Source organism: Streptomyces sp. NPDC007983, from assembly GCF_042958345.1.
GTDB lineage: Bacteria > Actinomycetota > Actinomycetes > Streptomycetales > Streptomycetaceae > Streptomyces.
Map to the genome: position 1 here is coordinate 406,095 of NZ_JBIBJI010000007.1, position 20,977 is coordinate 427,071.

The 20,977-nt window shown below is 70.9% G+C and carries 15 protein-coding genes and 1 pseudogene; 5 read left to right on the plus strand and 11 right to left on the minus strand.

From position 1 onward, the window contains the following. Window positions 1–5: 5 nt before the first annotated feature. The gene (locus ACFZCY_RS24385) at window positions 6–986 is read right to left on the minus strand and encodes an SDR family NAD(P)-dependent oxidoreductase (protein ID WP_391176968.1); all 981 of its coding nucleotides are present in this window, start codon (window positions 984–986) and stop codon (window positions 6–8) included. Window positions 987–1,090: 104 nt separating this feature from the next. Between ACFZCY_RS24385 and ACFZCY_RS24390 the strand changes: the two genes are divergently transcribed. Both ACFZCY_RS24390 and ACFZCY_RS24395 read left to right on the plus strand, forming a co-directional pair. After that, complete coding sequence (locus ACFZCY_RS24390; RefSeq protein ID WP_391176971.1) at window positions 1,091–1,972, plus strand: helix-turn-helix domain-containing protein; 882 nt, start codon at window positions 1,091–1,093, stop codon at window positions 1,970–1,972. Between the two features lie 29 nt (window positions 1,973–2,001). Then, the gene (locus tag ACFZCY_RS24395) at window positions 2,002–4,290 is read left to right on the plus strand and encodes a PQQ-binding-like beta-propeller repeat protein (protein WP_391176974.1); all 2,289 of its coding nucleotides are present in this window, start codon (window positions 2,002–2,004) and stop codon (window positions 4,288–4,290) included. Here ACFZCY_RS24395 and ACFZCY_RS24400 read toward each other — a convergent pair whose 3' ends face one another. Further along, window positions 4,291–5,361, minus strand: a complete 1,071-nt coding sequence (locus ACFZCY_RS24400) for an ADP-ribosylglycohydrolase family protein (protein ID WP_391176977.1) — start codon at window positions 5,359–5,361, stop codon at window positions 4,291–4,293. A 138-nt stretch (window positions 5,362–5,499) separates the two neighbouring features. On the opposite strand from ACFZCY_RS24400, the gene ACFZCY_RS24405 reads away from it, so the two are divergent. Together ACFZCY_RS24405 and ACFZCY_RS24410 are read left to right on the plus strand one after the other, a co-directional pair. After that, window positions 5,500–6,675, plus strand: a complete 1,176-nt coding sequence (locus tag ACFZCY_RS24405) for a glycerate kinase (RefSeq protein ID WP_391177231.1) — start codon at window positions 5,500–5,502, stop codon at window positions 6,673–6,675. A 57-nt stretch (window positions 6,676–6,732) separates the two neighbouring features. Continuing rightward, window positions 6,733–6,942, plus strand: a pseudogene (locus tag ACFZCY_RS24410) (hypothetical protein); the annotation flags it as partial. A gap of 82 nt (window positions 6,943–7,024) precedes the next feature. Here ACFZCY_RS24410 and pssA read toward each other — a convergent pair. From pssA to ACFZCY_RS24450, 8 genes are all read right to left on the minus strand, one after another. After that, complete coding sequence (gene pssA / locus ACFZCY_RS24415) at window positions 7,025–7,885, minus strand: CDP-diacylglycerol--serine O-phosphatidyltransferase (protein ID WP_361480452.1); 861 nt, start codon at window positions 7,883–7,885, stop codon at window positions 7,025–7,027. Next, a complete protein-coding gene (locus tag ACFZCY_RS24420; protein WP_391176981.1) occupies window positions 7,872–8,519 on the minus strand; it encodes a phosphatidylserine decarboxylase in 648 nt (215 codons plus the stop codon). The genes pssA and ACFZCY_RS24420 overlap by 14 nt, the downstream gene beginning before the upstream one ends. Before the next feature lie 180 nt (window positions 8,520–8,699). Next, window positions 8,700–9,902, minus strand: a complete 1,203-nt coding sequence (locus ACFZCY_RS24425) for an acyl-CoA dehydrogenase family protein (protein ID WP_391176983.1) — start codon at window positions 9,900–9,902, stop codon at window positions 8,700–8,702. Between the two features lies 1 nt (window position 9,903). Beyond that, on the minus strand, window positions 9,904–10,410 hold the full coding sequence (locus ACFZCY_RS24430; protein WP_055549999.1) for a MaoC family dehydratase: 507 nt from the start codon (window positions 10,408–10,410) through the stop codon (window positions 9,904–9,906). 5 nt (window positions 10,411–10,415) lie between these two features. Beyond that, window positions 10,416–11,393 carry an aldolase/citrate lyase family protein gene (locus ACFZCY_RS24435; RefSeq protein WP_391176985.1) on the minus strand — a complete coding sequence of 326 codons (978 nt, stop codon included), beginning with the start codon at window positions 11,391–11,393 and terminating at the stop codon, window positions 10,416–10,418. Continuing rightward, on the minus strand, window positions 11,390–13,408 hold the full coding sequence (locus tag ACFZCY_RS24440; RefSeq protein WP_391176987.1) for a methylmalonyl-CoA mutase family protein: 2,019 nt from the start codon (window positions 13,406–13,408) through the stop codon (window positions 11,390–11,392). Before ACFZCY_RS24440 ends, ACFZCY_RS24435 begins: the two co-directional genes overlap by 4 nt. Further along, window positions 13,408–14,781, minus strand: coding sequence for a crotonyl-CoA carboxylase/reductase (gene ccrA / locus ACFZCY_RS24445; RefSeq protein WP_391176989.1), 1,374 nt, complete (start codon window positions 14,779–14,781; stop codon window positions 13,408–13,410). The genes ACFZCY_RS24440 and ccrA overlap by 1 nt, the downstream gene beginning before the upstream one ends. Window positions 14,782–15,162: 381 nt before the next feature. Further along, window positions 15,163–18,039, minus strand: a complete 2,877-nt coding sequence (locus ACFZCY_RS24450; RefSeq protein ID WP_391176992.1) for a Tat pathway signal sequence domain protein — start codon at window positions 18,037–18,039, stop codon at window positions 15,163–15,165. Between the two features lie 171 nt (window positions 18,040–18,210). Here ACFZCY_RS24450 and ACFZCY_RS24455 point away from each other — a divergent pair, with 171 nt between their 5' ends. Continuing rightward, window positions 18,211–20,070 carry a glycoside hydrolase family 97 catalytic domain-containing protein gene (locus ACFZCY_RS24455; protein ID WP_391176995.1) on the plus strand — a complete coding sequence of 620 codons (1,860 nt, stop codon included), beginning with the start codon at window positions 18,211–18,213 and terminating at the stop codon, window positions 20,068–20,070. Window positions 20,071–20,135: 65 nt separating this feature from the next. Here the strand turns inward: ACFZCY_RS24455 and ACFZCY_RS24460 are convergent, their stop codons facing one another. After that, the gene (locus tag ACFZCY_RS24460; protein WP_391176998.1) at window positions 20,136–20,957 is read right to left on the minus strand and encodes a TetR family transcriptional regulator; all 822 of its coding nucleotides are present in this window, start codon (window positions 20,955–20,957) and stop codon (window positions 20,136–20,138) included. Window positions 20,958–20,977 lie beyond the last annotated feature (20 nt).

Consider the following 20,977-nt stretch of genomic DNA (forward strand, 5'->3'; position numbering starts at 1 on the left):
TCAGATTACCCGATGGGTCCTGATGCACCCTCTCGGGATGCCGTACGGAGGGCGGTGACGGACTCCTCCCACAGCCGGTCGGCGGCCGCGCGGTCGAGGGCGTAGGGGGCGACGCCGTTCATGAACTCCGCGGTGACCGGGTTCATGGACGGGCGCCGGGTGACCGGCAGTGCCTCGGCGCAGTCCGCGAAGTAGCGTCCGCTGACGCCCTCCAGCAACGGCGACGCGGCCAGCAGAACGGTGGTGGCCGCGCCCTGCTCCACCGTCTTGCGCATCCCCTCCTCGACGGTGGCGCCCGGGGCCCTGCCCATGTGACGCGTCAGGTTGGTCGGGACGGAGCCCGGGGCGATGGCGTTGACGGCGATGCCGTCATCGGCCCACCGGGCGGCGGCGCCGACGGCGAAGAGGATGTTGGCGGTCTTGGACTGGCCGTACGCCAGCCACGGGTCGTACGGCCGGAAGGCGAAGTGGAGGTCGTCGAAGACGACCGGCGAGAGCAGGTGCCCGGCGGAGCTGACCGAGACGACCCGGGCGCCACCGGCCGCCGCCAGGGCCGGTCGCAGGCCCACCGTGAGGGCGAAATGGCCCAGGTGGTTGACGGCGAACTGGGTCTCCCAGCCGTCGCGCGTGAGCTGGAGCTCCGGAAGGGCCATCACCCCCGCGTTGTCGACCAGCACATGGAGCGGCCCGTCCCAGGCGGCGACGAAGGCCGCGACCGACGACGGGTCGGCCAGCTCGAGAGGGGCCACCCGCACCTCCTTGTTGCCCGTGGCCTCGGTGATACCGGCGGCCACCGCGGCGCCCGCGGTCAGGTCGCGGACCGCGAGGGTGACCTCGGCCCCGGCGGCCGCCAGGACCCGGGCCGTCTCCGTGCCGATCCCGGAGGACGCCCCGGTGACGATGGCCCGCTTCCCGGACAGGTCGGCGTCGGCGGCGACCTCGGCGGCGGTGGACCGGGGCCCGAAGGGTGTCGTGATGCGTGTCATGCCGTCAACGGTGGCCCCGGCGGCGCCCGGTACCCAGAGCCCCGCCGGTCCTGGTAGTGACAGGACCAGGCTCACCGCCGCCCCGCGGCCTTAACGTGGACGGCATGGTGAGCGACCACCGGACGGACACCCCGCTCGGCGAGTATCTGAGGGCCCGCCGCGAGCAGGTCCGCCCGGAGGACGTCGGCCTGCCCGCCGCCGGGCGGCGGCGCGTTCCGGGGTTGCGCCGGGAGGAGCTGGCCCTGCTGGCAGGGATCAGCGCCGACTACTGTCTGCGCCTGGAGCAGGGGCGTGACCGGCGCCCTTCCGCCCAGGTCGTCGACGCCCTGGCCCGGGCGCTCCGCCTCGACGAGGACGCCACCGCCCATCTGCACCGCCTCGCCGTGCCGGACCGTCCTCGCCGCCGCGCGCCCGTCCGCCGCCCTGAACGCGTACCGGAGGGCATCCGGCAGCTCATCGCGACCTGGCCGCACACGCCCGCCTACGTCCAGGGGCGCCTGCTGGACGTCCTCGCCGCCAACCCGCTGGCCCAGGCACTCTCCCTGCTCTACACCCCCGGCACCAACATGCTCCGCGCCCTCTTCCTCGACCCCGCCTCCGGCGCTGCCCATGGACGCTGGGAGGCCAGCACCGAGGGCTCGGTCGCCGCTCTGCGCGCGCTGGTCGGCCCCGATGTCGACGACCCCGCACTCGTCGAGCTCGTCGGCGAGCTGTCCGTACGCAGCGAACGCTTCCGGCAGCTCTGGGCCCGGCACGACGTCCGCCCCAAGCGCAGCGGCATCAGTACGATCACGAACCCGCAGGTCGGCGAGTTGGAGCTGCGGCACGAGAAGCTGCCGCTGCCCACCGCCGACCGCCAGATCCTGGTCATCTACCACGCCGAGCCCGGCAGTCCCACGGCCGAACGCCTCGCCCTCCTGGCCTCCCTCGCCGCCGGCCATCCCCAGGGCGCTCAGGCACGGTCTACGATCAACGCTGCCGAGTGAAAACCGCTGACCATCGGGGGCTTGCGGCTGTGGACGATCGGGATCAGATACTCGCTGGCCGCTACCGCCTGGTGCGCCCGCTGGGGCGCGGCGGGATGGGGGAGGTGTGGGAGGCGCAGGACACCAGCCTGCGGCGGCCGGTCGCGGTCAAGGTGATCTCGGTCCTTGCGGGTGGCGGCAGTCGGGCCGACGAGGCGCGCGCCCGGTTCCTGCGGGAGGCGCGGATCACCGCCGCGCTTCAGCATCCCCACATCGTGACCGTCCACGACCTCGGTGAGGCGGCCACCGGCGAGGGCACGACGCCGTTCCTCGTGATGGAACTGCTCCGGGGCGAGGGCCTGGACGCCGTTGTCCGGCGCGGACCCGCCGGGGAGGAGGAGGCGGCGCAGTGGGGGGCGCAGGTGTGCGACGCGCTGGGTGAGGCGCATGCCGCGGGCATCCTCCACCGCGACATCAAGCCCGCGAATCTGTTCGTCGCGGCCTCGGGCAGCCTGAAGGTGCTCGACTTCGGGATCGCCCGCGCCGCCGACCCCTCGGCTACCGGTGACCGGCTGACCCACACCGGGTTCATGGTGGGCACGGCCGCGTACATGGCACCGGAGCAGGCACGCGGGCGCCCCGAGCAGCGCAGCGACCTGTACTCCCTCGGGTGCGTGCTGTTCGAACTGCTCACCGGGCGGCTGCCGTTCGACGCCCCGGACACCCTCGGATATGTCACGGCGCACCTGCACGATCCGCCTCCCGCGCCGAGCAGCCTCGTGCCCGGCGTCTCCGCTCCGTGGGACCGCCTGGTCGGCCGGCTGCTGGCCAAGGACCCGGGTGAGCGATACGCATCGGCCGCCGCGCTCGCCGACGAGCTGCGGCGCTTGGGGGGTGCGCGGCAGGCCGTACCCGCGGCCCGTCGCTACACCCCCACCGTCGCCGACCGGGAGGAGCACGGGGCGAGCTCACCGCCTTCGGCTGCCTCCGTGGCCGACGATCCCGCGGCGGCATCGACGGTTCAGGCGCCTGCCGGGCCGTCCGATGGAGCGGGCATGAGCCGGCGCAGCCTGCTCCGGGGCGGCGCGGGCGCCGCCGCGGTCGCGGTCGCCGGAGGGGCGGCGGCGATGTATCTGACCGGCGACCCCGAGCGGGACCCGGTCGCCTGGTCGCAGAAGATCGCAGACGTCGACCTGATCAACTCCGACGGTCCGGACGTCGTCGTGGCCGACGGCCGGTGTCATGTGGCCGCCGGCCACTACTACAAGGAGACCGCCGCGCTCCACACCTTCGACCTTGCCACCGGTAAGCGTCTGTGGAAGGTGTCCCTGAACGTGGCCTGGTCCCGGGAAACACGCTTCGCGGTCATCGGCGGCACGGTACTCGCCCTGACCCAGGACTTCGGCGGCAAAGGCGGACTGGTGCACGCCTTCGACGCCGCCACCGGCGCGCGCCGGTGGCAGCGGTCGGTCTCCAGCAGCGGCATGGGACTGGATGTGCACCGGCCCAGCGGCCTGCTGATCACCGGAGAGGAAGGACTGGTGACCGCGACCGATCCGCGCACCGGTGACCAGCGATGGGTGTTCGACGCGTCCGCCCCCTACGGATCCACATGGGTCCTGGCCGGCGACCTCATCCTCTGCGACGGCGGAAAGGCGGTACTCGGCAAGACGGGCAAGGTGCTGTGGACACGCTCCGGCTTCCAGCCGCAGGGCGACCTGGCGCAGCCCCTGGGTGAGGGCCTGCTCTGCTACGAGGACGGCAGGACGGTCCCCGTCGACCTCGTCTGCCGCAAGGCGGACACAGGCGAGGTGATGTGGCGGAGCCCGTTCCAGAACACCAAACCGGACACCTTCACCACTGGCGCCTTCCAGCCGCTCGACGAGTTGGTGTCGGGCACGACGGTGTTCCTTCCGCTGGCCGCGGGGTCCCGCCGGAAACCGACCGCGCTGAACGGGCTCACCGGCGAGCAGACCTGGACCTACGGCCGTACGTACCAAGAGGTTGACCTGGAGGAACAGGCGACGACGAGCGTGGCGGGCGGGTTCGTCCTGCCCACGGGATCGGGACCGGTGTGCCTGGCCGCCGACGACGGCACGAGGCGGTGGCGCGCCGATACCCGAAGAGTGCGGACCACCGGCACATACGCCATGCTCTCCAAGGCGGAGCGGGCACGGGTGTTCCAGCGCTGGACCAGCGTGCGGATCGTCGGAGCGGAGCACGGCCGCACGCTCTGGACGGGCCAGTTCGACAGCACGGCCGTGAGCGAGCCTGCCGCGAGCGGCGACTCGATCGTGATCCTCGACGGCAGCGGCACACTGTGGGCGGTGCGCGTGTGACTAGGACTGCAGCGCCAGGCGGTGGGTGCGGGCCGCCAGGTCGCTGATGCGGGCGGCGTCGAAGCCGTAGACGGCGCTGCGGATCCGGTCCTGAAGCGGCTCCGTCCACTGCGGCGGGATGGCGGCCGCGCCGTACAGGACGCCCGCGACGGACCCGGCGGTGGCGCCGTTGGAGTCGGTGTCCAGGCCGCCGCGTACGGTCAGGGCGATCGTCGTGGTGAAGTCGCCCGCGCCGTACAGGAGCCCGGCGGTGAGGACGGCGGCGTTCGGGACGGTGTGGATCCAGGGCAGGCCGCCGGTCTCGCGCTCCAGCTGGTCCAGCGCGTCCGCCCAGGTCACGCCCGCGTCGTACAGGGACGCGGCGCGGCGCACGGTACGGGCCAGGCGGCAGCGCGGCGGGATGCGGTCGAGGGCGGCCTCGACCGCCGTCCGCGGGCCGTCGGCCGTGAAGGCGGCGGCGATCAGCGCGGCCGCCCACATCGCCCCGTACACCCCGTTGCCGGTGTGCGACAGCACGGCGTCGCGGCGGGCCATGGCGGCGGCGCGGGGCGGGTCGCCGGGGTTGACCCAGCCGTGGATGTCGGCGCGGATCAGGGCGCCGATCCACTCCTGGTAGGGGTTGTCGACGGTGGCGGTGAGCGGGGGCCGCACCCCGGCCGCGAGATTGCGGTACGCGGCCCGCTCGGCGGTGAAGGTCTGGAGGTACGGCAGCCGCAGCAGCCACATCTCGCCCACCTGCTCGGTGGTGAAGCCGAAGCCGTGGGTCTCCAGGAGGTGCAGGCCGAGGACGGTGTAGTCGATGTCGTCGTCCCGGCAGCTGCCGTGGATCCGGCCGCGTACGCACTCCTGCCACTCGGGGCGCAGCTCGAACTCCACCGGGTCCGGTGGCGGCTCCAGCGCGGGCAGGTAGTCGGTGAGCGGGAGGGCGTCGGCGCGGCGCAGATAGCGGTCGATGCGGTCGCGGGTCCAGACGTCGCCGCGCTCGATGGGTTTGCCCAGCATGTTCCCGGCGACGCGGCCGAGCCAGCCGCCGAGTATCCGGTCCGCGAGTGCGCTCTCGCCGTGGCCCATGTGACAGATGTACCCGGATGATGAGGGTGTACCGGGTGGCCGTTCCAGCGGATAAGGTCGGGGCGGCTTCGACTGCCTGAGCGAACAGCAAGGGGTACCAGGGTGACGGACGCTGCGAAGGCCGAGGCGGCGGCAGATGTGAAGACGTGGGCGCAGGGGCAGGCGACGCCCCCGACGCGGGTACTGATCGCCGCCGACAAGTTCAAGGGCTCGCTCACGGCCGTCGAGGTCGCCGAACGCGTGACGGCGGGGCTGCGGCGCGGCTGGTCCGGCGGGGCCGATCAGCTCCGTATCGACGCGCTGCCGGTCGCCGACGGCGGTGACGGCACGGTGGACGCGGCGGTCGCGGCCGGATTCGAGCGGCGCGAGGCGCGGGTGACCGGGCCGCTCGGCGCCCCGGTCACGGCGGCGTACGCGCTGCGCGACGGCACGGCCGTGGTGGAGATGGCCGAGGCGTCCGGACTGCGGCACCTCCCGGCCGGGGTCTTCGCGCCGCTCACCGCCACCACGTACGGCAGCGGTGAGCTGCTGCGGGCGGCGCTCGACGCGGGCGCCCGCACGATCGTCTTCGGCGTCGGCGGCAGCGCCACGACCGACGGCGGCGCCGGAATGCTGAGCGCGCTGGGCGCGCGCTTCCTGCGCGGCGACGGCACGCCCGTCGCGCCGGGCGGCGGCCCGCTGGGCGAACTGGCCACGGCGGATCTCTCCGGCCTCGACCCGCGGCTCGCGGCGACGGAGCTGGTGCTGGCCAGCGATGTCGACAATCCGCTGACCGGGCCGAAGGGCGCGGCGGCGGTCTACGGCCCGCAGAAGGGCGCGAGTGAGGCCGATGTGGCGGCCCTGGACTCGGCCCTCACGCAGTACGTACGCGTCCTGGAGCAGGCCGTGGGGGCCCGCGCCGCCGAGTACGCCGCCGCGCCGGGCGCGGGCGCCGCGGGCGGCATCGGCTTCGGCGCGCTGCTGGGCCTCGACGCGGCGTTCCGCCCCGGGATCGACGTCATGCTGGACGTCCTGGGCTTCGCCGCCGCGCTGGAGGGTGCCGACCTGGTGATCACGGGGGAGGGCTCGCTGGACGAGCAGACCCTGCACGGCAAGGCCCCGGCGGGGGTCGCGGCGGCGGCGCGGGCGCGCGGCATCGACGTGGTGGCGGTCTGCGGCCGCCTCGCCCTCTCCCCGGCGGCCCTGGGCGGCGCCGGTATCCGCCGCGCGTACCCCCTGACCGACCTGGAGCCGGACGCGGCCCGCTGCATCGCGGAAGCGGGCCCCCTCCTGGAACGCGCCGCCGAACGTCTGGCGACGGACTTCCTGGCCTGAAGCCTGCCCCTTTCGCTCATCCAGGGTACGGGTACGGGTGCGTACCCGTACCCTGCGTACTTGGCCGCCTTGCCCGGCCTCACGGTCCTCGACCTGGACCTTCCAGCCGCGCTCGCGGTAGCGGGCGATACCGCCGGATGGGCGATCGCCCACACCGCCTACGTGGCCCAGCCGACTCCTGAGCGCCCCGACGGCGCGAGGGTCGCGACGGCCGCAGCGGACGAGTGGAAGGGGCGGCCGGTGCGCGTCCTCGACGTGGGGCCGTAGTTTCGGTCGTCACCCGAAAACGCCGTGGGGCCCGAGCGAGAAGCTCGGGCCCCACGGCGTTTTCCGACTGCTGCGGCAGCGGCTACGGCAGCTGCGCCGCCCTCGCCTCGCGGCGGTTGTCGCGGAAGGCGTTGACGCGGCGGGCGGTGGCGAAGAGGGGGATCACCGCGCCCATGACGACCTGCAGGGCGCACGCCGACTGGAGGAGCAGCTCGCCGCCGGGGGCCTGGAAGGCCCAGGCGGACAGCAGCGCCATGCTGGTGACGATCCAGCCGAGCATGGCCACGGCGAGGCGGCCGCGCGGCTTGGGGTACTCGACGCGGCTCACCATCAGCCAGGCGATGCCGATGATCGCCAGCAGGGTCGGCACGAAGGGCAGGCCCAGCAGGACGACCGAGACGACGGTGAGCGCCCCGAAGGGGCTCGGCATGCCCTGGAAGACGCCGTCGCGCAGGGTGACGCAGGAGAATCTGGCCAGCCTCAGCACGACCGCGAGGAGCACCACGATGGCGCCCACCACCGAGACCCGCTGGTAGGCGTCGTCGGCGACCATGCCCCAGACGAGGACGAAGTACGCCGGGGCGAGCCCGAAGCTGACCAGGTCGGAGAGGTTGTCCAGCTCCGCGCCCATGGCCGAGCTGCGCAGCTTCCGTGCGACGAGCCCGTCGAAGAGGTCGAAGACGGACGCCAGCAGCATCAGCATGACCGCCGAGGCGGCGCTGTGGCGGGTCATGCCGCCGTCCTCGCTGCCCGTGAGGTGCGGGATGAGGACGCCGGTGGTGGTGAAGTAGACCGCCAGGAAGCCACAGGTGGCGTTGCCGAGGGTCAGGGTGTCCGCTATCGACAGCCGGGTCGACAGGGGCATGTCGTCCGTCTCGTCGGCGGCGTCCATGTCGGCCTCGGGGACCCAGGTGGCCTGGGTGTCGGGATCAATCACGGTCAAGGCGAGTCACCCCCGCGGTGGTGGCCTGGCCGACCTCGACCGCGACATCGACGCCCTCGGGGAGGTACACGTCCACGCGCGAACCGAAGCGGATGAGACCGATCCGCTCACCCTGTTCGACCTTGGTGCCCTGCGGCACGTACGGAACGATACGCCGGGCGACCGCCCCGGCGATCTGGATCATCTCGATGTCGCCCAGCTCGGTGTCGAAGTGCCAGACGACCCGCTCGTTGTTCTCGCTTTCCTTGTTGAACGCGGGAACGAAGCCGCCCGGGATGTGCTCCACGGAGGTCACGGTGCCGGCCAGCGGAGCCCGGTTCACGTGGACGTTGAGCGGGCTCATGAAGATCGCGACGCGGGTGCGCCCGTCCTTCCACGGCATGATGCTCTGCACCACGCCGTCGGCCGGGGAGATGACGCGGCCCTGAGTGATCTCTCTCTCGGGGTCGCGGAAGAACCACAGCATGCCCGCCGCGAGCGCGGTGGCGGGCACGGCTACTGCCGCCCAGCGTCCGGAGCGACGGGCGCGGGTGAGGCTGACCGCCGCCGTGGCGACGGTCGGGAGGAGCCACGGCGACGCTCCGCGCGCGAGGCGGACGCGGCCGCGTTGTGCAGAGGATTGGCTGTGGGGCATGGATGACCTTCGTAGCGGAGGATGCCGCGACGCAAGACTGGGGACGGCGGCTTTCCCGGGATGGTATCGGTTGCGAGCGGTAACTGGGCAAGCGCCAGGGCCTGTCGGTGGCTTGTCAGTGGCCGAAGACCCATGGCGCGGTGTGACCTTCTTCTCGTGGATACCGCCCCAAAAGGGACATCAGCCTTGGGTTCGGTAATCCTCCAGCAGTCGTCGTCCAATAATCATTTTCTGAATCTCGGCGGTACCTTCGCCGATGAGGAGCATCGGTGCCTCACGGTAGAGGCGCTCGATCTCGTATTCCTTGGAGAAGCCGTACCCGCCGTGGATGCGGAAGGCGTCCTCCACGACCTCTTTGCAGTACTCGGACGCCAGGTACTTCGCCATTCCCGCTTCGAGATCGTTGCGCGCACCCGCGTCCTTCTTGCGGGCCGCATTGACCATCATCGCATGAGCCGCCTCGACCTTTGTTCCCATTTCGGCCAGTTTGAACTGGATGGCTTGGTGCTGGGCGATCGGCTTGCCGAAGGTGTGCCGCTGCTGTGCGTACGCAACGCCCAGCTCGAATGCGCGCTGTGCCACGCCACAGCCCCGCGCGGCCACATTGACCCGGCCGACCTCCACTCCGTCCATCATTTGGTAAAAACCGCGGTTGGTCTCTCCGCCGAGCACCCGATCGGCCGGAATGCGCAGTCCGTCCATGATGAGCTCGGTGGTGTCGACCCCCTTGTAGCCCATCTTCTCGATCTTGCCGGGAATGGTCAGCCCGGGCCGGACCTCGCCGAAGCCCGGCTCCTTCTCGACCAGGAAGGTCGTCATGGACTTGTGCGGAGGGACACCCTCCCGCTGTTCACCGGTCCGGCACAGGACCGCCACCAGCGTGGATGTGCCGCCGTTGGTCAGCCACATCTTCTGGCCGGTCAGCACGTACTCGTCGCCGTCCGGCACCGCCTTGCTGGTGATCGCCGACACATCGGAGCCGAGGGCCGGCTCCGACATCGAGAAGGCGCCGCGGATCTCCCCGAGTGCCATCTTGGGCAGGAAATAGTCCTTCTGCTCCTGGGTGCCGTGCTGCTTCAGCATGTACGCCACGATGAAGTGCGTGTTGATGATGCCGGACACGCTCATCCAGCCGCGGGCGATCTCCTCCACGCACAGTGCGTAAGTGAGCAGTGACTCACCGAGTCCGCCGTATTCCTCCGGGATCATCAGCCCGAAGAGACCCAGCTCCTTCAGCCCCTCGACGATCCGGGTCGGATATTCGTCGCGGTGCTCCAGTTCGTTGGCGACCGGCAGGATCTCCTTGTCGACAAACTCCCTGACCGTGGCGAGGATCTCCCGCTGGATGTCGGTCAGTCCCTCGGTCTGCGCCAGACGGCCCATATCACTGCCCTCCCAGCTCCGGGCGGCCCGGCTGTTCGCCGCCCCGCTCCTTGATGTACGCGGCGGTCGGCACCATCACCTTGCGCCGGAAGACGCACACGAGGGTGCCGTCCTGCTTGTAGCCCTTCGTCTCCACATGCACGATTCCCCGGTCGGATTTGGACTTCGACGGCGTCTTGTCCAGCACCTCGGTCTCGCCGTAGAGGGTGTCGCCGTGGAACGTCGGCGCGACATGCTTCAGCGACTCGATCTCCAGATTGGCGATGGCCTTTCCGGAGACGTCCGGCACCGACATCCCGAGCAGCAGCGAGTAGATGTAGTTCCCAACCACCACGTTTTTGCCGAAATCGGTCGTCTTCTCGGCATAGTTGCTGTCCATGTGCAACGGGTGATGATTCATGGTGAGCAGACAGAAGAGATGGTCGTCGTACTCGGTGACCGTCTTTCCCGGCCAGTGCCGGTAGACGTCGCCCACCGTGAACTCTTCGTAAGTGCGGCCGAACTGCATCGTGCTCACGCCTCCGGGGGCTCGAAGGAGGACGTACGGGCCATCCCGGCCGCACGGCCCTTGCCCGCGATGACCAGCGCCATCTTGCGGCTGGCCTCGTCGATCATCTCGTCGCCCAGCATCGCCGAGCCCTTCTTTCCGCCCGCCTCTGACGTGCAGTACTCGTACGCGTCGAGGATCAGCTCGGCGTGGTCGTAGTCCTCCTGCGACGGCGAGAAGACCTCGTTCGCCGCCTCCACCTGGCCCGGGTGCAGCACCCACTTGCCGTCGAAGCCGAGCGCCGCCGCGCGCCCGGCGACCTCGCGGAAGCCGTCCACGTGTCGGATCTGGAGGTAGGGGCCGTCGATGGCCTGGAGATTGTTGGCGCGCGCGGCCATCAGGATCTTCATCAGGATGTAGTGGTACGCGTCCGCCGGGTAGCCGGGCGGCTGCTCGCCCACGACCAGCGACTTCATGTTGATGGACGCCATGAAGTCGGCCGGGCCGAAGATGATCGTCTCCACCCGCGGGGAAGCCTGTGCGATCTCGTTGACGTTGTTCAGGCCCTGCGCGTTCTCGATCTGCGCCTCGATGCCGATCCGCCCGACCTCGAAGCCCATCGTCTTCTCGATCTGGGTCAGCAGCAGGTCCAGCGCCACCACCTGCTGGGTGTCCTGCACCTTCGGCAGCATGATGCAGTCGAGGTTCGGCCCCGCGCCCTCGACGACGGTGACGACGTCGCGGTACGTCCACTCGGTCGTCCAGTCGTTGACGCGCACGACCCGCGTCTTGCCGGTCCAGTCGCCCTCGTTGAGGAACTTCACGATCGTGTGCCGAGCCTCGGGCTTGGCCAGCGGGGCGCAGGCGTCCTCCAGATCCAGGAAGACCTGGTCGGCCGGGAGCCCCTGCGCCTTCTCCAGGAAGCGCGGATTGGACCCGGGTACGGCCAGGCAGGAGCGGCGCGGACGCAGCCGGTTGGGCGCGGAGCCGTCAGGGGCGGTCATGCGGGAACCTCCAGTGCGGGAAGCGTGTTCGCGGAACGGATCTCGTCGACGATACGGCCGATGATCTCCGTGATACCGAAGTCCTTGGGGGTGAAGACGGCGGCGACACCCGCCGAGCGCAGCGCGGCGGCGTCCGCGGCCGGGATGATGCCGCCGACGATGACGGGAATGTCCCGCGCCCCGGCCTGCCGCAGCCGCTCCAGGACGTCGGGCACCAGCTCGGCGTGCGAGCCGGAGAGGATCGACAGGCCGACGCAGTGCACGTCCTCGGCGACGGCCGCCGCGACGATCTGCTCCGGGGTGAGCCGGATCCCCTGGTAGATCACCTCGAACCCGGCGTCCCTGGCCCGTACGGCGATCTGCTCGGCGCCGTTGCTGTGCCCGTCCAGGCCGGGCTTGCCGACCAGCAGCCGCAGCCGCCCGCCGCCCAGCTCGGCCGCGGTCTTCCCGACCTTCTCCCGTACGACGGCGAGCCGGCTGCCCGCCTCAGCGGTGACGGCCAGCGGCGCCCCGCCGACCCCGGTGGGCGCCCGGAACTCGCCGAACACATCGCGCAGCGCCCATGCCCACTCGCCGGTGGTCACCCCGGCGCGGGCGCACTCCACCGTCGCGGCCATCAGGTTGTCGGTGCCCATGGCGGCCTTGCGGAGCGCCGTGAGCGCGCTGTCGACGCGGTGCGCGTCGCGCTGCTCGCGCCAGGTGTGCAGGGCGGAGACCACCCGGGCCTCGTTCGCCGGGTCCACCGTCATGATCGCGGTGTCCAGGTCGGCGGTGAGCGGATTGGGCTCGGTGGACTCGTAGCAGTTGACCCCGACGATCTTCTCCTCGCCCGCCTCGATCCGGGCCCGCCGGGCCGCGTGGGAGGCGACCAGCTGCGCCTTGAGGTAGCCGGACTCGACGGCGGCCATCGCGCCGCCCATCTCCTGGATGCGCTCGATCTCGGCCTCGGCCTCCCCGGTCAGCTCGCTGACCTTGGCCTCGACGACGCGGCTGCCCGCGAAGATGTCGTCGTACTCCAGCAGATCGCTCTCCTGCGCCAGCACCTGCTGGATGCGCAGCGACCACTGCTGGTCCCAGGGCCGGGGCAGCCCCAGCGCCTCGTTCCAGGCCGGGAGCTGTACGGCGCGGGCGCGGGCGTCCTTGGAGAGGGTGACGGCGAGCATCTCCAGCACGATGCGCTGGACGTTGTTCTCCGGCTGGGCCTCCGTCAGCCCGAGCGAGTTGACCTGGACGCCGTAGCGGAAGCGGCGGTGTTTGGGGTTCTCGATGCCGTAGCGCTCCCGGGTGATCCGGTCCCAGATGCGGCCGAAGGCGCGCATCTTGCACATCTCCTCGATGAACCGGACGCCCGCGTTCACGAAGAAGGAGATCCGGGCCACCACATCGCCCTTGCGCTCCTCGGGCACCTGCCCGGAGTCGAAGACCGCGTCCAGGACGGCGATCGCCGTGGACATGGCGTACGCGATCTCCTGGACCGGGGTGGCCCCGGCCTCCTGGAGGTGGTAGCTGCAGATGTTGATCGGGTTCCACTTGGGGATGTGGTGGACCGTGTACGCGATCATGTCGGTGGTCAGCCGCAGGCTCGGCCCCGGCGGGAAGACATGCGTCCCGCGCGACAGGTACTCCTTGACGATGTCGTTCTGCGTCGTCCCCTGGAGCTTGGCCGGATCGGCGCCGTGCTCCTCCGCGACCACCTGGTACAGCGCCAGCAGCCACATGGCGGTGGCGTTGATGGTCATGGAGGTGTTCATCTGCTCCAGCGGGATCTCCTGGAACAGCCGCCGCATGTCGCCCAGATGGGAGACCGGGACCCCGACCCGGCCCACCTCGCCGCGGGCGAGGATGTGGTCGGGGTCGTAGCCGGTCTGGGTGGGCAGGTCGAAGGCGACCGACAGACCGGTCTGGCCCTTCGCCAGATTGCGCCGGTACAGCTCGTTGGACGCCTCGGCGGTGGAGTGCCCGGCGTACGTCCGCATGAGCCACGGGCGGTCCTTGGGGCGGGGTTCGCCACTCATCAGACGTCCCGGCCGTGCTCGATGGTCCGCTCCGACAAGTCGTCACGGAACAGGTTGATGGCCTCGATGTGCTGGTCGCGCATCGCCTGGTCGCGCACGCCCATGCCCTCCTCGGGGGCCAGGCACAGCACGCCGACCTTGCCCTGGTGGAGGTTGCGGTGGACGTCGTACGCGGCCTGCCCGGTCTCGTCCATGCGGTACGTCTTGGACAGCGTCGGGTGGATCTTGCCCTTGGCGATGAGGCGGTTGGCCTCCCACGCCTCGCGGTAGTTGGCGAAGTGGGAGCCGACGATCCGCTTCAGCGACATCCACAGGTAGCGGTTGTCGTACTCGTGGGTGTAGCCGGAGGTCGAGGCGCAGGTGACGATCGTGCCGCCCTTGCGGGTGACGTACACGCTCGCGCCGAAGGTCTCCCGGCCCGGGTGCTCGAAGACGATGTCCACGTCCTCGCCGCCGGTCAGTTCGCGGATCTTACTTCCGAACCGCTTCCACTCGCGCGGGTCCTGGGTGTGCTCGTCCTTCCAGAAGCGGTAGTCCTCGGCGGTGCGGTCGATGATCGCCTGGGCGCCCATCTTCCGGCAGATCTCGGCCTTCTGGGGGGAGGAGACGACGCAGATGGGGTACGCCCCGCCGGCCAGCGCGAACTGGGTGGCGTAGGAGCCGAGTCCGCCGCTCGCGCCCCAGATCAGGACGTTGTCGCCCTGCTTCATCCCGGCGCCGTTGCGGGAGACGAGCTGCCGGTACGCGGTCGAGTTGACCAGGCCCGGCGCGGCCGCCTCCTCCCAGCTCAGGTGCTTCGGCTTGGGCATGAGCTGGTTGGACTTGACCAGGGCGATCTCGGCGAGTCCGCCGAAGTTGGTCTCGAAGCCCCAGATGCGCTGCTCCGGGTCGAGCATGGTGTCGTTGTGGCCGTCGGCGCTCTCCAGCTCGACCGACAGGCAGTGCGCGACGACCTCGGCGCCCGGCTGCCAGGCGTTCACGCCGGGGCCGGTGCGCAGCACGACGCCCGCGAGGTCGGAGCCGATGATGTGGTACGGCAGGTCGTGCCGCTTGGTGAGCGGGGAGAGCTTGCCGTACCGCTCCAGGAAGCCGAAGGTGGGCAGCGGCTCGAAGATGGAGGTCCACACGGAGTTGTAGTTGACCGAGCTGGCCATGACGGCGATCAGGGCCTCACCGGGGCCGAGTTCGGGCACCGGGACCTCGTCCACGTGCAGCGACTTACGGGGGTCCTTCTCCTTGGTGGTGAGGCCGGCGAACATCTCGGCCTCGTCCTTGCGCACGGTCACCGCGCGGTACGACTCGGGGACGCGCAGGGCGGCGAAGTCCTGGGGGCTGGTGTCCGACGCCAGGATCGCGTCAAGTATCTCGTTCATCGGTGCCTCCGGCGAAGCGTCCGGGAGGGGACGCCTGAGGGAACGCTGGGCTCGTGACGGGGGTGAAAGCTGCTGGCTGGCTGCTGTGCCGTCGGTTCGGCGGAGGTGCTCGGCCGTGGGCGCGGGTGAGCGCCGTGGCCCGCCTGGTGACGCAGGCGGCGTCCGGGCGCGCAAGGCGGCTTGCGGGGACAGCCGACGCGCGAGGTGTGCAGCGCGCCGGCCGCCCGGACATCTTCACCGTATGGCACGGTGTGCCACTTCGCAAGACACTGAGTGCCAACAAATTCTCTCAGTTGTCATCTCGGCTGCACGCATGAGCAAGAAACGGCCGCCCCGGGAGGGGCGGCCGTTGCCGGTGGTGTTCGGTTGTGTGGGGTTGCCTCAGCTGTTCTTCTCCAGCGAGAGTGCGAAGACATGCGCCCGGGCGGTGCCCGACGCCGGGGCGGCCAGGGTGATCGAGGACAGCTCCTTGGCCGGGTCCAGGGCCACCACCTGGTGGAAGATCGCCGCCTTGGTGCCCACCGGGCCGCTCCGGGCGTGGATCTGGCTGGTCCGCACCGCCTCGGTCTCCCCGTACGCCGGTCCCGACAGCCACGCCGTCAGCTGGATGCTCAGCTTCGCGGTCGAGCCGTCCGCGTAGGAGGCCACCGCCGGGATCGTCACGTTGCCGGTGTCGCCCGCGCCCAGCACATGGAGCCGGGCGTAGCTTCCCGCCGGGACCGCGACCTTCTGGCCCGCCGCGATCACGTTGTTGTTCGAGCCCTCGCTGCCGTTGGTGAACGCGAAGGTGATCCCGTCGTCCTCGGTCTGCCCGGTCTGCGGCAGCTGGACCATCGGGTACGTGCGCCCCGTACCGTCGAAGTCCCCGTCGCCGTAGTACATCTCGGTGGTGATGGCGTCGTTGTCGAAGGCGCCCGTCAGATCGACCTGGGTGACCTGGCCGGTCTGCGGCAGCTCCGGCATGCCCCACCGGTCGGCGGGCTTGGACACCTTCACCGGGGCGATCGCGAAGTCCGGGCGCGCTCCCGTGGCCGGGTAGATCACCGCCTCCTCGTCCCGGCCGAGGTCCAGCTCGATCACGCCGTCTCCGAGGTCGCGCCACTTCGGCGCCGGTCCGCTCACCCCCGCGACCTTGATCCGCCCGGTCAGCGAGTGCCGCACCCGGCACGGCTCCCCGGCCAGGCTCCGCACCCGCACCCAAACCGTCCTGCCGCCCTTGCGCACCCCGCTGACCAGGAACGCGCCCTGGGTGCGGAAGTCGTGCAGCGCCACGTCCCGCCACTCGCCCGGCACCCCGGGGAAGAAACGGATGATCCCGCCCCAGCTCTGGCAGAGCATGTCGTGGATCGCCTGCGCGCCCGACAGCGGGGTCTCGATCACCGGACCCGCCTCGTAGTAGTGGGTGTTGGGCTGGATGAAGCGCGCCACCAGCTCACGCAGATACTTCAGCGCGTCGTCGCCCCGCCCCATCTGGGCCGAGATCGAGGCCGCGCCGGAGAAGCTGTAGCCGCGCAGCGCGCCCTCGAAGCCGATCCAGTGCTCCAGCGACCGGGTGATCAGATCGCGGTTCTCCTTCTGGTCCCAGTTGACCAGGTAGAGCGGGTAGACGGAGAGCATGTGCGAGTAGTGGCGGTGCGACTTGGCGAACGGGACGCCCGTGCCGACCATGAAGCCGTTCTCGTCCACCGGGTACGGGACGAGCTTGTCCAGCACCTCACGCCACTTCGGCGCCAGCGGATCGTCCTTGCCCAGCAGTTCGGCCGACTCCAGCAGCGTCCGGCACGACCAGCGCAGCAGCGCCAGGTCGTAGTTGCAGTCCGGGGCCGCGCCGTACTCGGGCGAGAAGGTCTTCGGCAGATGCAGACGGCCGTCCGCCTGCTCGGTCAGGAAGTGCAGGTAGTAGTTGGTGGAGCGGCGCAGCAGCGGATAGAGCACGTCCTCCAGCAGGCCCCGGTCCATCGAGTGCCGGTAGTGCAGCCATACGTTGTGCAGCGCCCAGGGCAGGTTGCCGACCTCCGGGGAGTCACCGACGCCCGGCACCGCCACGGTGCCGTTGTCCTCGCACTGCGCGTCGGTGGAGCGGCGCAGCCCGGCCGAGTCGGCGCGGTACTCCGGTTTGAGGGCGCTGATCAGGACGTCGGTGTTCTCGGAGAGGGTGCGCGGAATCGCGTCCAGCTCCAGGTGGTTGGAGCCCAGCACCGGCCAGTACTCCAGCTGGACGTTGAGGTTCCACCACACTCCCGGCCAGGGGGTCGGCTCGACCCAGGGGCCGGTGGTGGCCATCACGGGGGCGTGCTCCCGGGCCGCGCAGGCGAGCTTGTACAGCTGGATCCAGTAGAAGCTCTGCAGCATCCCGTCGGGGACCGACAGGAAGCTCTTGCGGTAGAAGCGGTGCCACCAGTCGCGGTGGGTGCGCAGCAGGCTGGAGACCGGCAGCGCGGACGCCTTGCGGACCGTGGTGCGGGCCCGGCCCTCCGCGTCCGTCGTGGGGTACGAATGCGCCACGCACAGGTAGTACGTGCGCTCCCGGCCCGTGCCGCGCTCCTTGTACGCGGTCACCGTCTGCCCGCCCGCGACCATGGACTGCACGGTGATGCCGAGCCCGTCCTCGGTACGGGTGACCGGCTTCGGGTTGGGCTCGAACCCCTTCGGCGGGTCCTCGCGGACGATGCGCGGGCTGACGGCGGGGGAGGGCCGGTACTCCCAGCGGAACCCCTCCTCGCCCGCGCTCGCCTCGACGGTCGCCAGCAGCATCGTCCGGTCGTTGTGCACCAGCGCGCGGAGGGTGAGGCGGCCCTTGTCGGTGGTGATCGTGCCGCGTAACTCGGCGTCCCACAGATCCAGTCGCAGATCGACGCCGGTGATCTTCCCGGCCGGGCGCAGCAGCAGATTGCCGACCGGCAGCCGCGCCACGCCCCAGTCGCTGCCGCCCTCGGTGGGGCGGTGGTCCTGGACCTCGCCGTGGTGGACGGTGAAGCGCAGGGCGTTCTCGCCGGGCTCCTGGTACACCATCGAGCCGAGCAGGCCGTTGCCCAGGAACGGGCCCTCGTACCAGGTGCGCGGCATCCGCTTCCAGACCAGGTCCTGCCCGGCCAGGAAGCGTTGCCACTCGCTGTCGGTGCGCATGCCGGTGAGGACGACGGAGCGCTCGTGCGCGGCCGCCTCCGCCTCCGCCGCGGGGAGGGCCACCCCCGCCGTCGACCCCGCGGCCGCGCCCGCGGCCACCCGGCCCAGGAAACCGCGTCTGCTGACTGCCATCGTCGATCAGCTCCGTCCGAACTGAGAGAGATTGATCCGATGATTTGGCTAGACGGGAGCGTAGGAAGCGGCTAATGATGCGTCAAGGCACTGGATAGATCTGATGTATCGGCCTGTTCCATCGATCTGTCATGGGCCTGACTATCGCCACCTGTCCCGTGGGAGGGAACGATGCGCGTCATTCGGTCCAGGGTCACCAGAGCCGCCGCGGGCATCGCCTGCACGGCGGCCGCCCTCGTACCGCTCCAAGCCGAGGCCGCGGGCCCGACGGACGGCTCGGACGGCCGCAGTTGGCGGCTGACGGGGCAGGGCCAGGTCAGCGGGCAGCTCAGCCTCACCCGCGGCGGCGGCCTCACCCTCACCGCCCGGCACGGCTCCACCACCGTCCTGCGCCCCTCCGCGCTCGGCATCCGCACCGCCGACACCGACTTCGGCAAGGGGCTGCGCTTCACCGGGCGCAGCGACCGCGCCCTCCACGAGACGTACACGACCACCACCGGCCGCCGGACCCGGCACACCTCCGATGCCTCCGAGTCGACCTTCACCTTCCGCAAGGACGGACGCACGCTGAAGGTGATCGTCCGCGTCTCGGCCGACGGGCTGGCGTACCGCTACGCCCTGCCCGGCAAGGACACGGTCACCGTGCTCGGCGAGAGCTCGGAGTTCGCCGTGCCGCCGAGCGCCGACTCCTACCTGCTGCCGTACGACAACGGCCGCTCGGACTACGAGTCCGCCCACGACCGCGGGAGCGTCGCCGACGCCAAGGCGGGCGACTACGGCTATCCGTCGCTCTTCCACATCGGCAAGAGCTGGATGCTGGTCGAGGAAGCCGACCTGAACAGCTCCTACGGCGGCTCCCGGCTCACCCTCGACGCCACCACCGACCGCTTCCACCTCACCCTCCCCGACCCCGCCGAGGTGAGCGGCCCGGGCCTCACCACCCCGTGGCGCACCATGGTCATCGGCGACCTCGCCACCGTCACCGAAAGCGACCTTCCGACGGATCTCGCCGCCCCGTCGAAGGTCGCCGACACCTCATGGATCAAACCGGGCAAGGCGGCCTGGTCGTGGTGGTCGGACGGCAACAGCCCGACCAGCCTCGCCGCCCAGAAGAAGTTCGTCGACTTCGCGGCCCGGGAGGGCTGGGAGTACGTCCTGGTCGACTCCGGCTGGAGCAACGACTGGATGCCCGAGCTGACGGCGTACGCCAAGGAGAAGGGCGTCGGCATCTGGGCCTGGGTGCGCTGGCAGACCATCGACCAGCAGAGCGAACGGGACCGGCTGTTCCCGCAGTACAAGTCCTGGGGGATCGTCGGCCTCAAGATCGACTTCCTGGAGTCCGACGGCCAGGACCGGATGCGGTGGTACGACGCCGTGTTCAAGGACAGCGCCAAGCACCGGCTCATGCTGAACTTCCACGGCGCCACCATCCCGCGCGGCCAGGAGCGGACCTGGCCGCAGATGATGAGCGTCGAGGCGGTCAAGGGTGCCGAGGGCACCCGCCCCAAGCCGGGCCGCCAGCCCTTCCCGGCCGCCCACTACACGACGCTGCCCTTCACCCGGAACCTCATCGGGCCCATGGACTTCACCCCCGTGACCTTCACCGGAGTGCGCCCCACCAGCGACGCCGCCGAGCTGGCGCTGTCCGTGGTGTACGAGTCCGGGGTGCAGCACTTCGCCGACAGCGTCGAGTCGTACGAGGCGCACCCCGAGGCGCTGAAGTTCCTGGACCGGGTGCCCACGGTGTGGGACGACACCCGGCTCGTCGACGGCGACCCGGGCGACCGCGCGGTCATCGCCCGCCGCTCCGGCGACGACTGGTACCTGGGCGCGATCACCTCCGGCGAGGCCCGCACCCTGGACGAACCGCTGACGTTCCTGGGCGCGGGGACGTGGCGGGCCGAGCTGTACAAGGACGGCCCGGACGGCAAGATCGTCACCGAGGCCCGCGAGGTCACGGCGGGCTCGCGCCTGTCGCTCCCGGTCCCGAAGAACGGCGGCTTCGCGGCCCGCTTCACCCGGGCGGGATAGCGGGGCGCCCCAGGGTTCCGGTCCCTCCCGGGCGCCGGGAGGGGCCGAGCCCCGGCGGGGCTCGGCTACCGCTTCAGGGCACGTTCGATCGTTCGCATGACTTCGTTCAGGGGGGCGTCCGTGCGGGCCACCATCACCACCACGTCCTCCTCCTCACCCGCCGAGGACACGGTCGCCGCGGGGCGGCCCGGGGTGGGGCGGCCGGCGCCGATGCCGGTGCCGAAGGTTTCGCGCACGATGGCGAAGGCGTGGTCCAGCTGGGCCTCCACGTCGCCCTCGCCCCGCGCCCGCAGCCAGCGGCGCAGCACGTGGTTGTGGGCCGTGACCACCGCGGAGGCGGCGACCTCGGCCAGCAGGGGGTCGTCGTCGCCGTCGTGGTGGGCGCCTTCGTCGAAGTGGCCCAGGAGATAGCGGGTGAACAGCCGCTCGTAGCGGGCCACCGAGGCGATCTCGCGTTCGCGCAGGGCGGGGACCTCACGGGTCAGCCGGTAGCGCTCGACGGAGACCGCCGGGGAGGCCGCGTACATGCGCATGACCTCCTTGATGCCCCGGCACACCGTGTCCAGCGGGTTCTCGTGCGGGGGCGCCGCGTCCAGCACCGCGGCGGCCCGCACCAGGGTGTCGTCGTGGTCGGGGAAGATGGCCTCTTCCTTGGACCGGAAATGGCGGAAAAACGTGCGTCGGGCCACGCCCGCTCTGGCCGCGATCTCGTCGACCGTCGTCGCCTCGTACCCCTGCGTCGCGAACAACTCCATGGCGGCCGCCGCGAGTTTGCGGCGCATGGTCAGGCGCTGGGCGGCGGCGCGGCGGCTGCCGGCGCTCTCGCCGCCGTCGGAGGAGTTCGAGCGGTTACGCTGCGTACGAGTGGCCTTTACGGGCTGGGACATGTGGGGAACGTAACACGCTT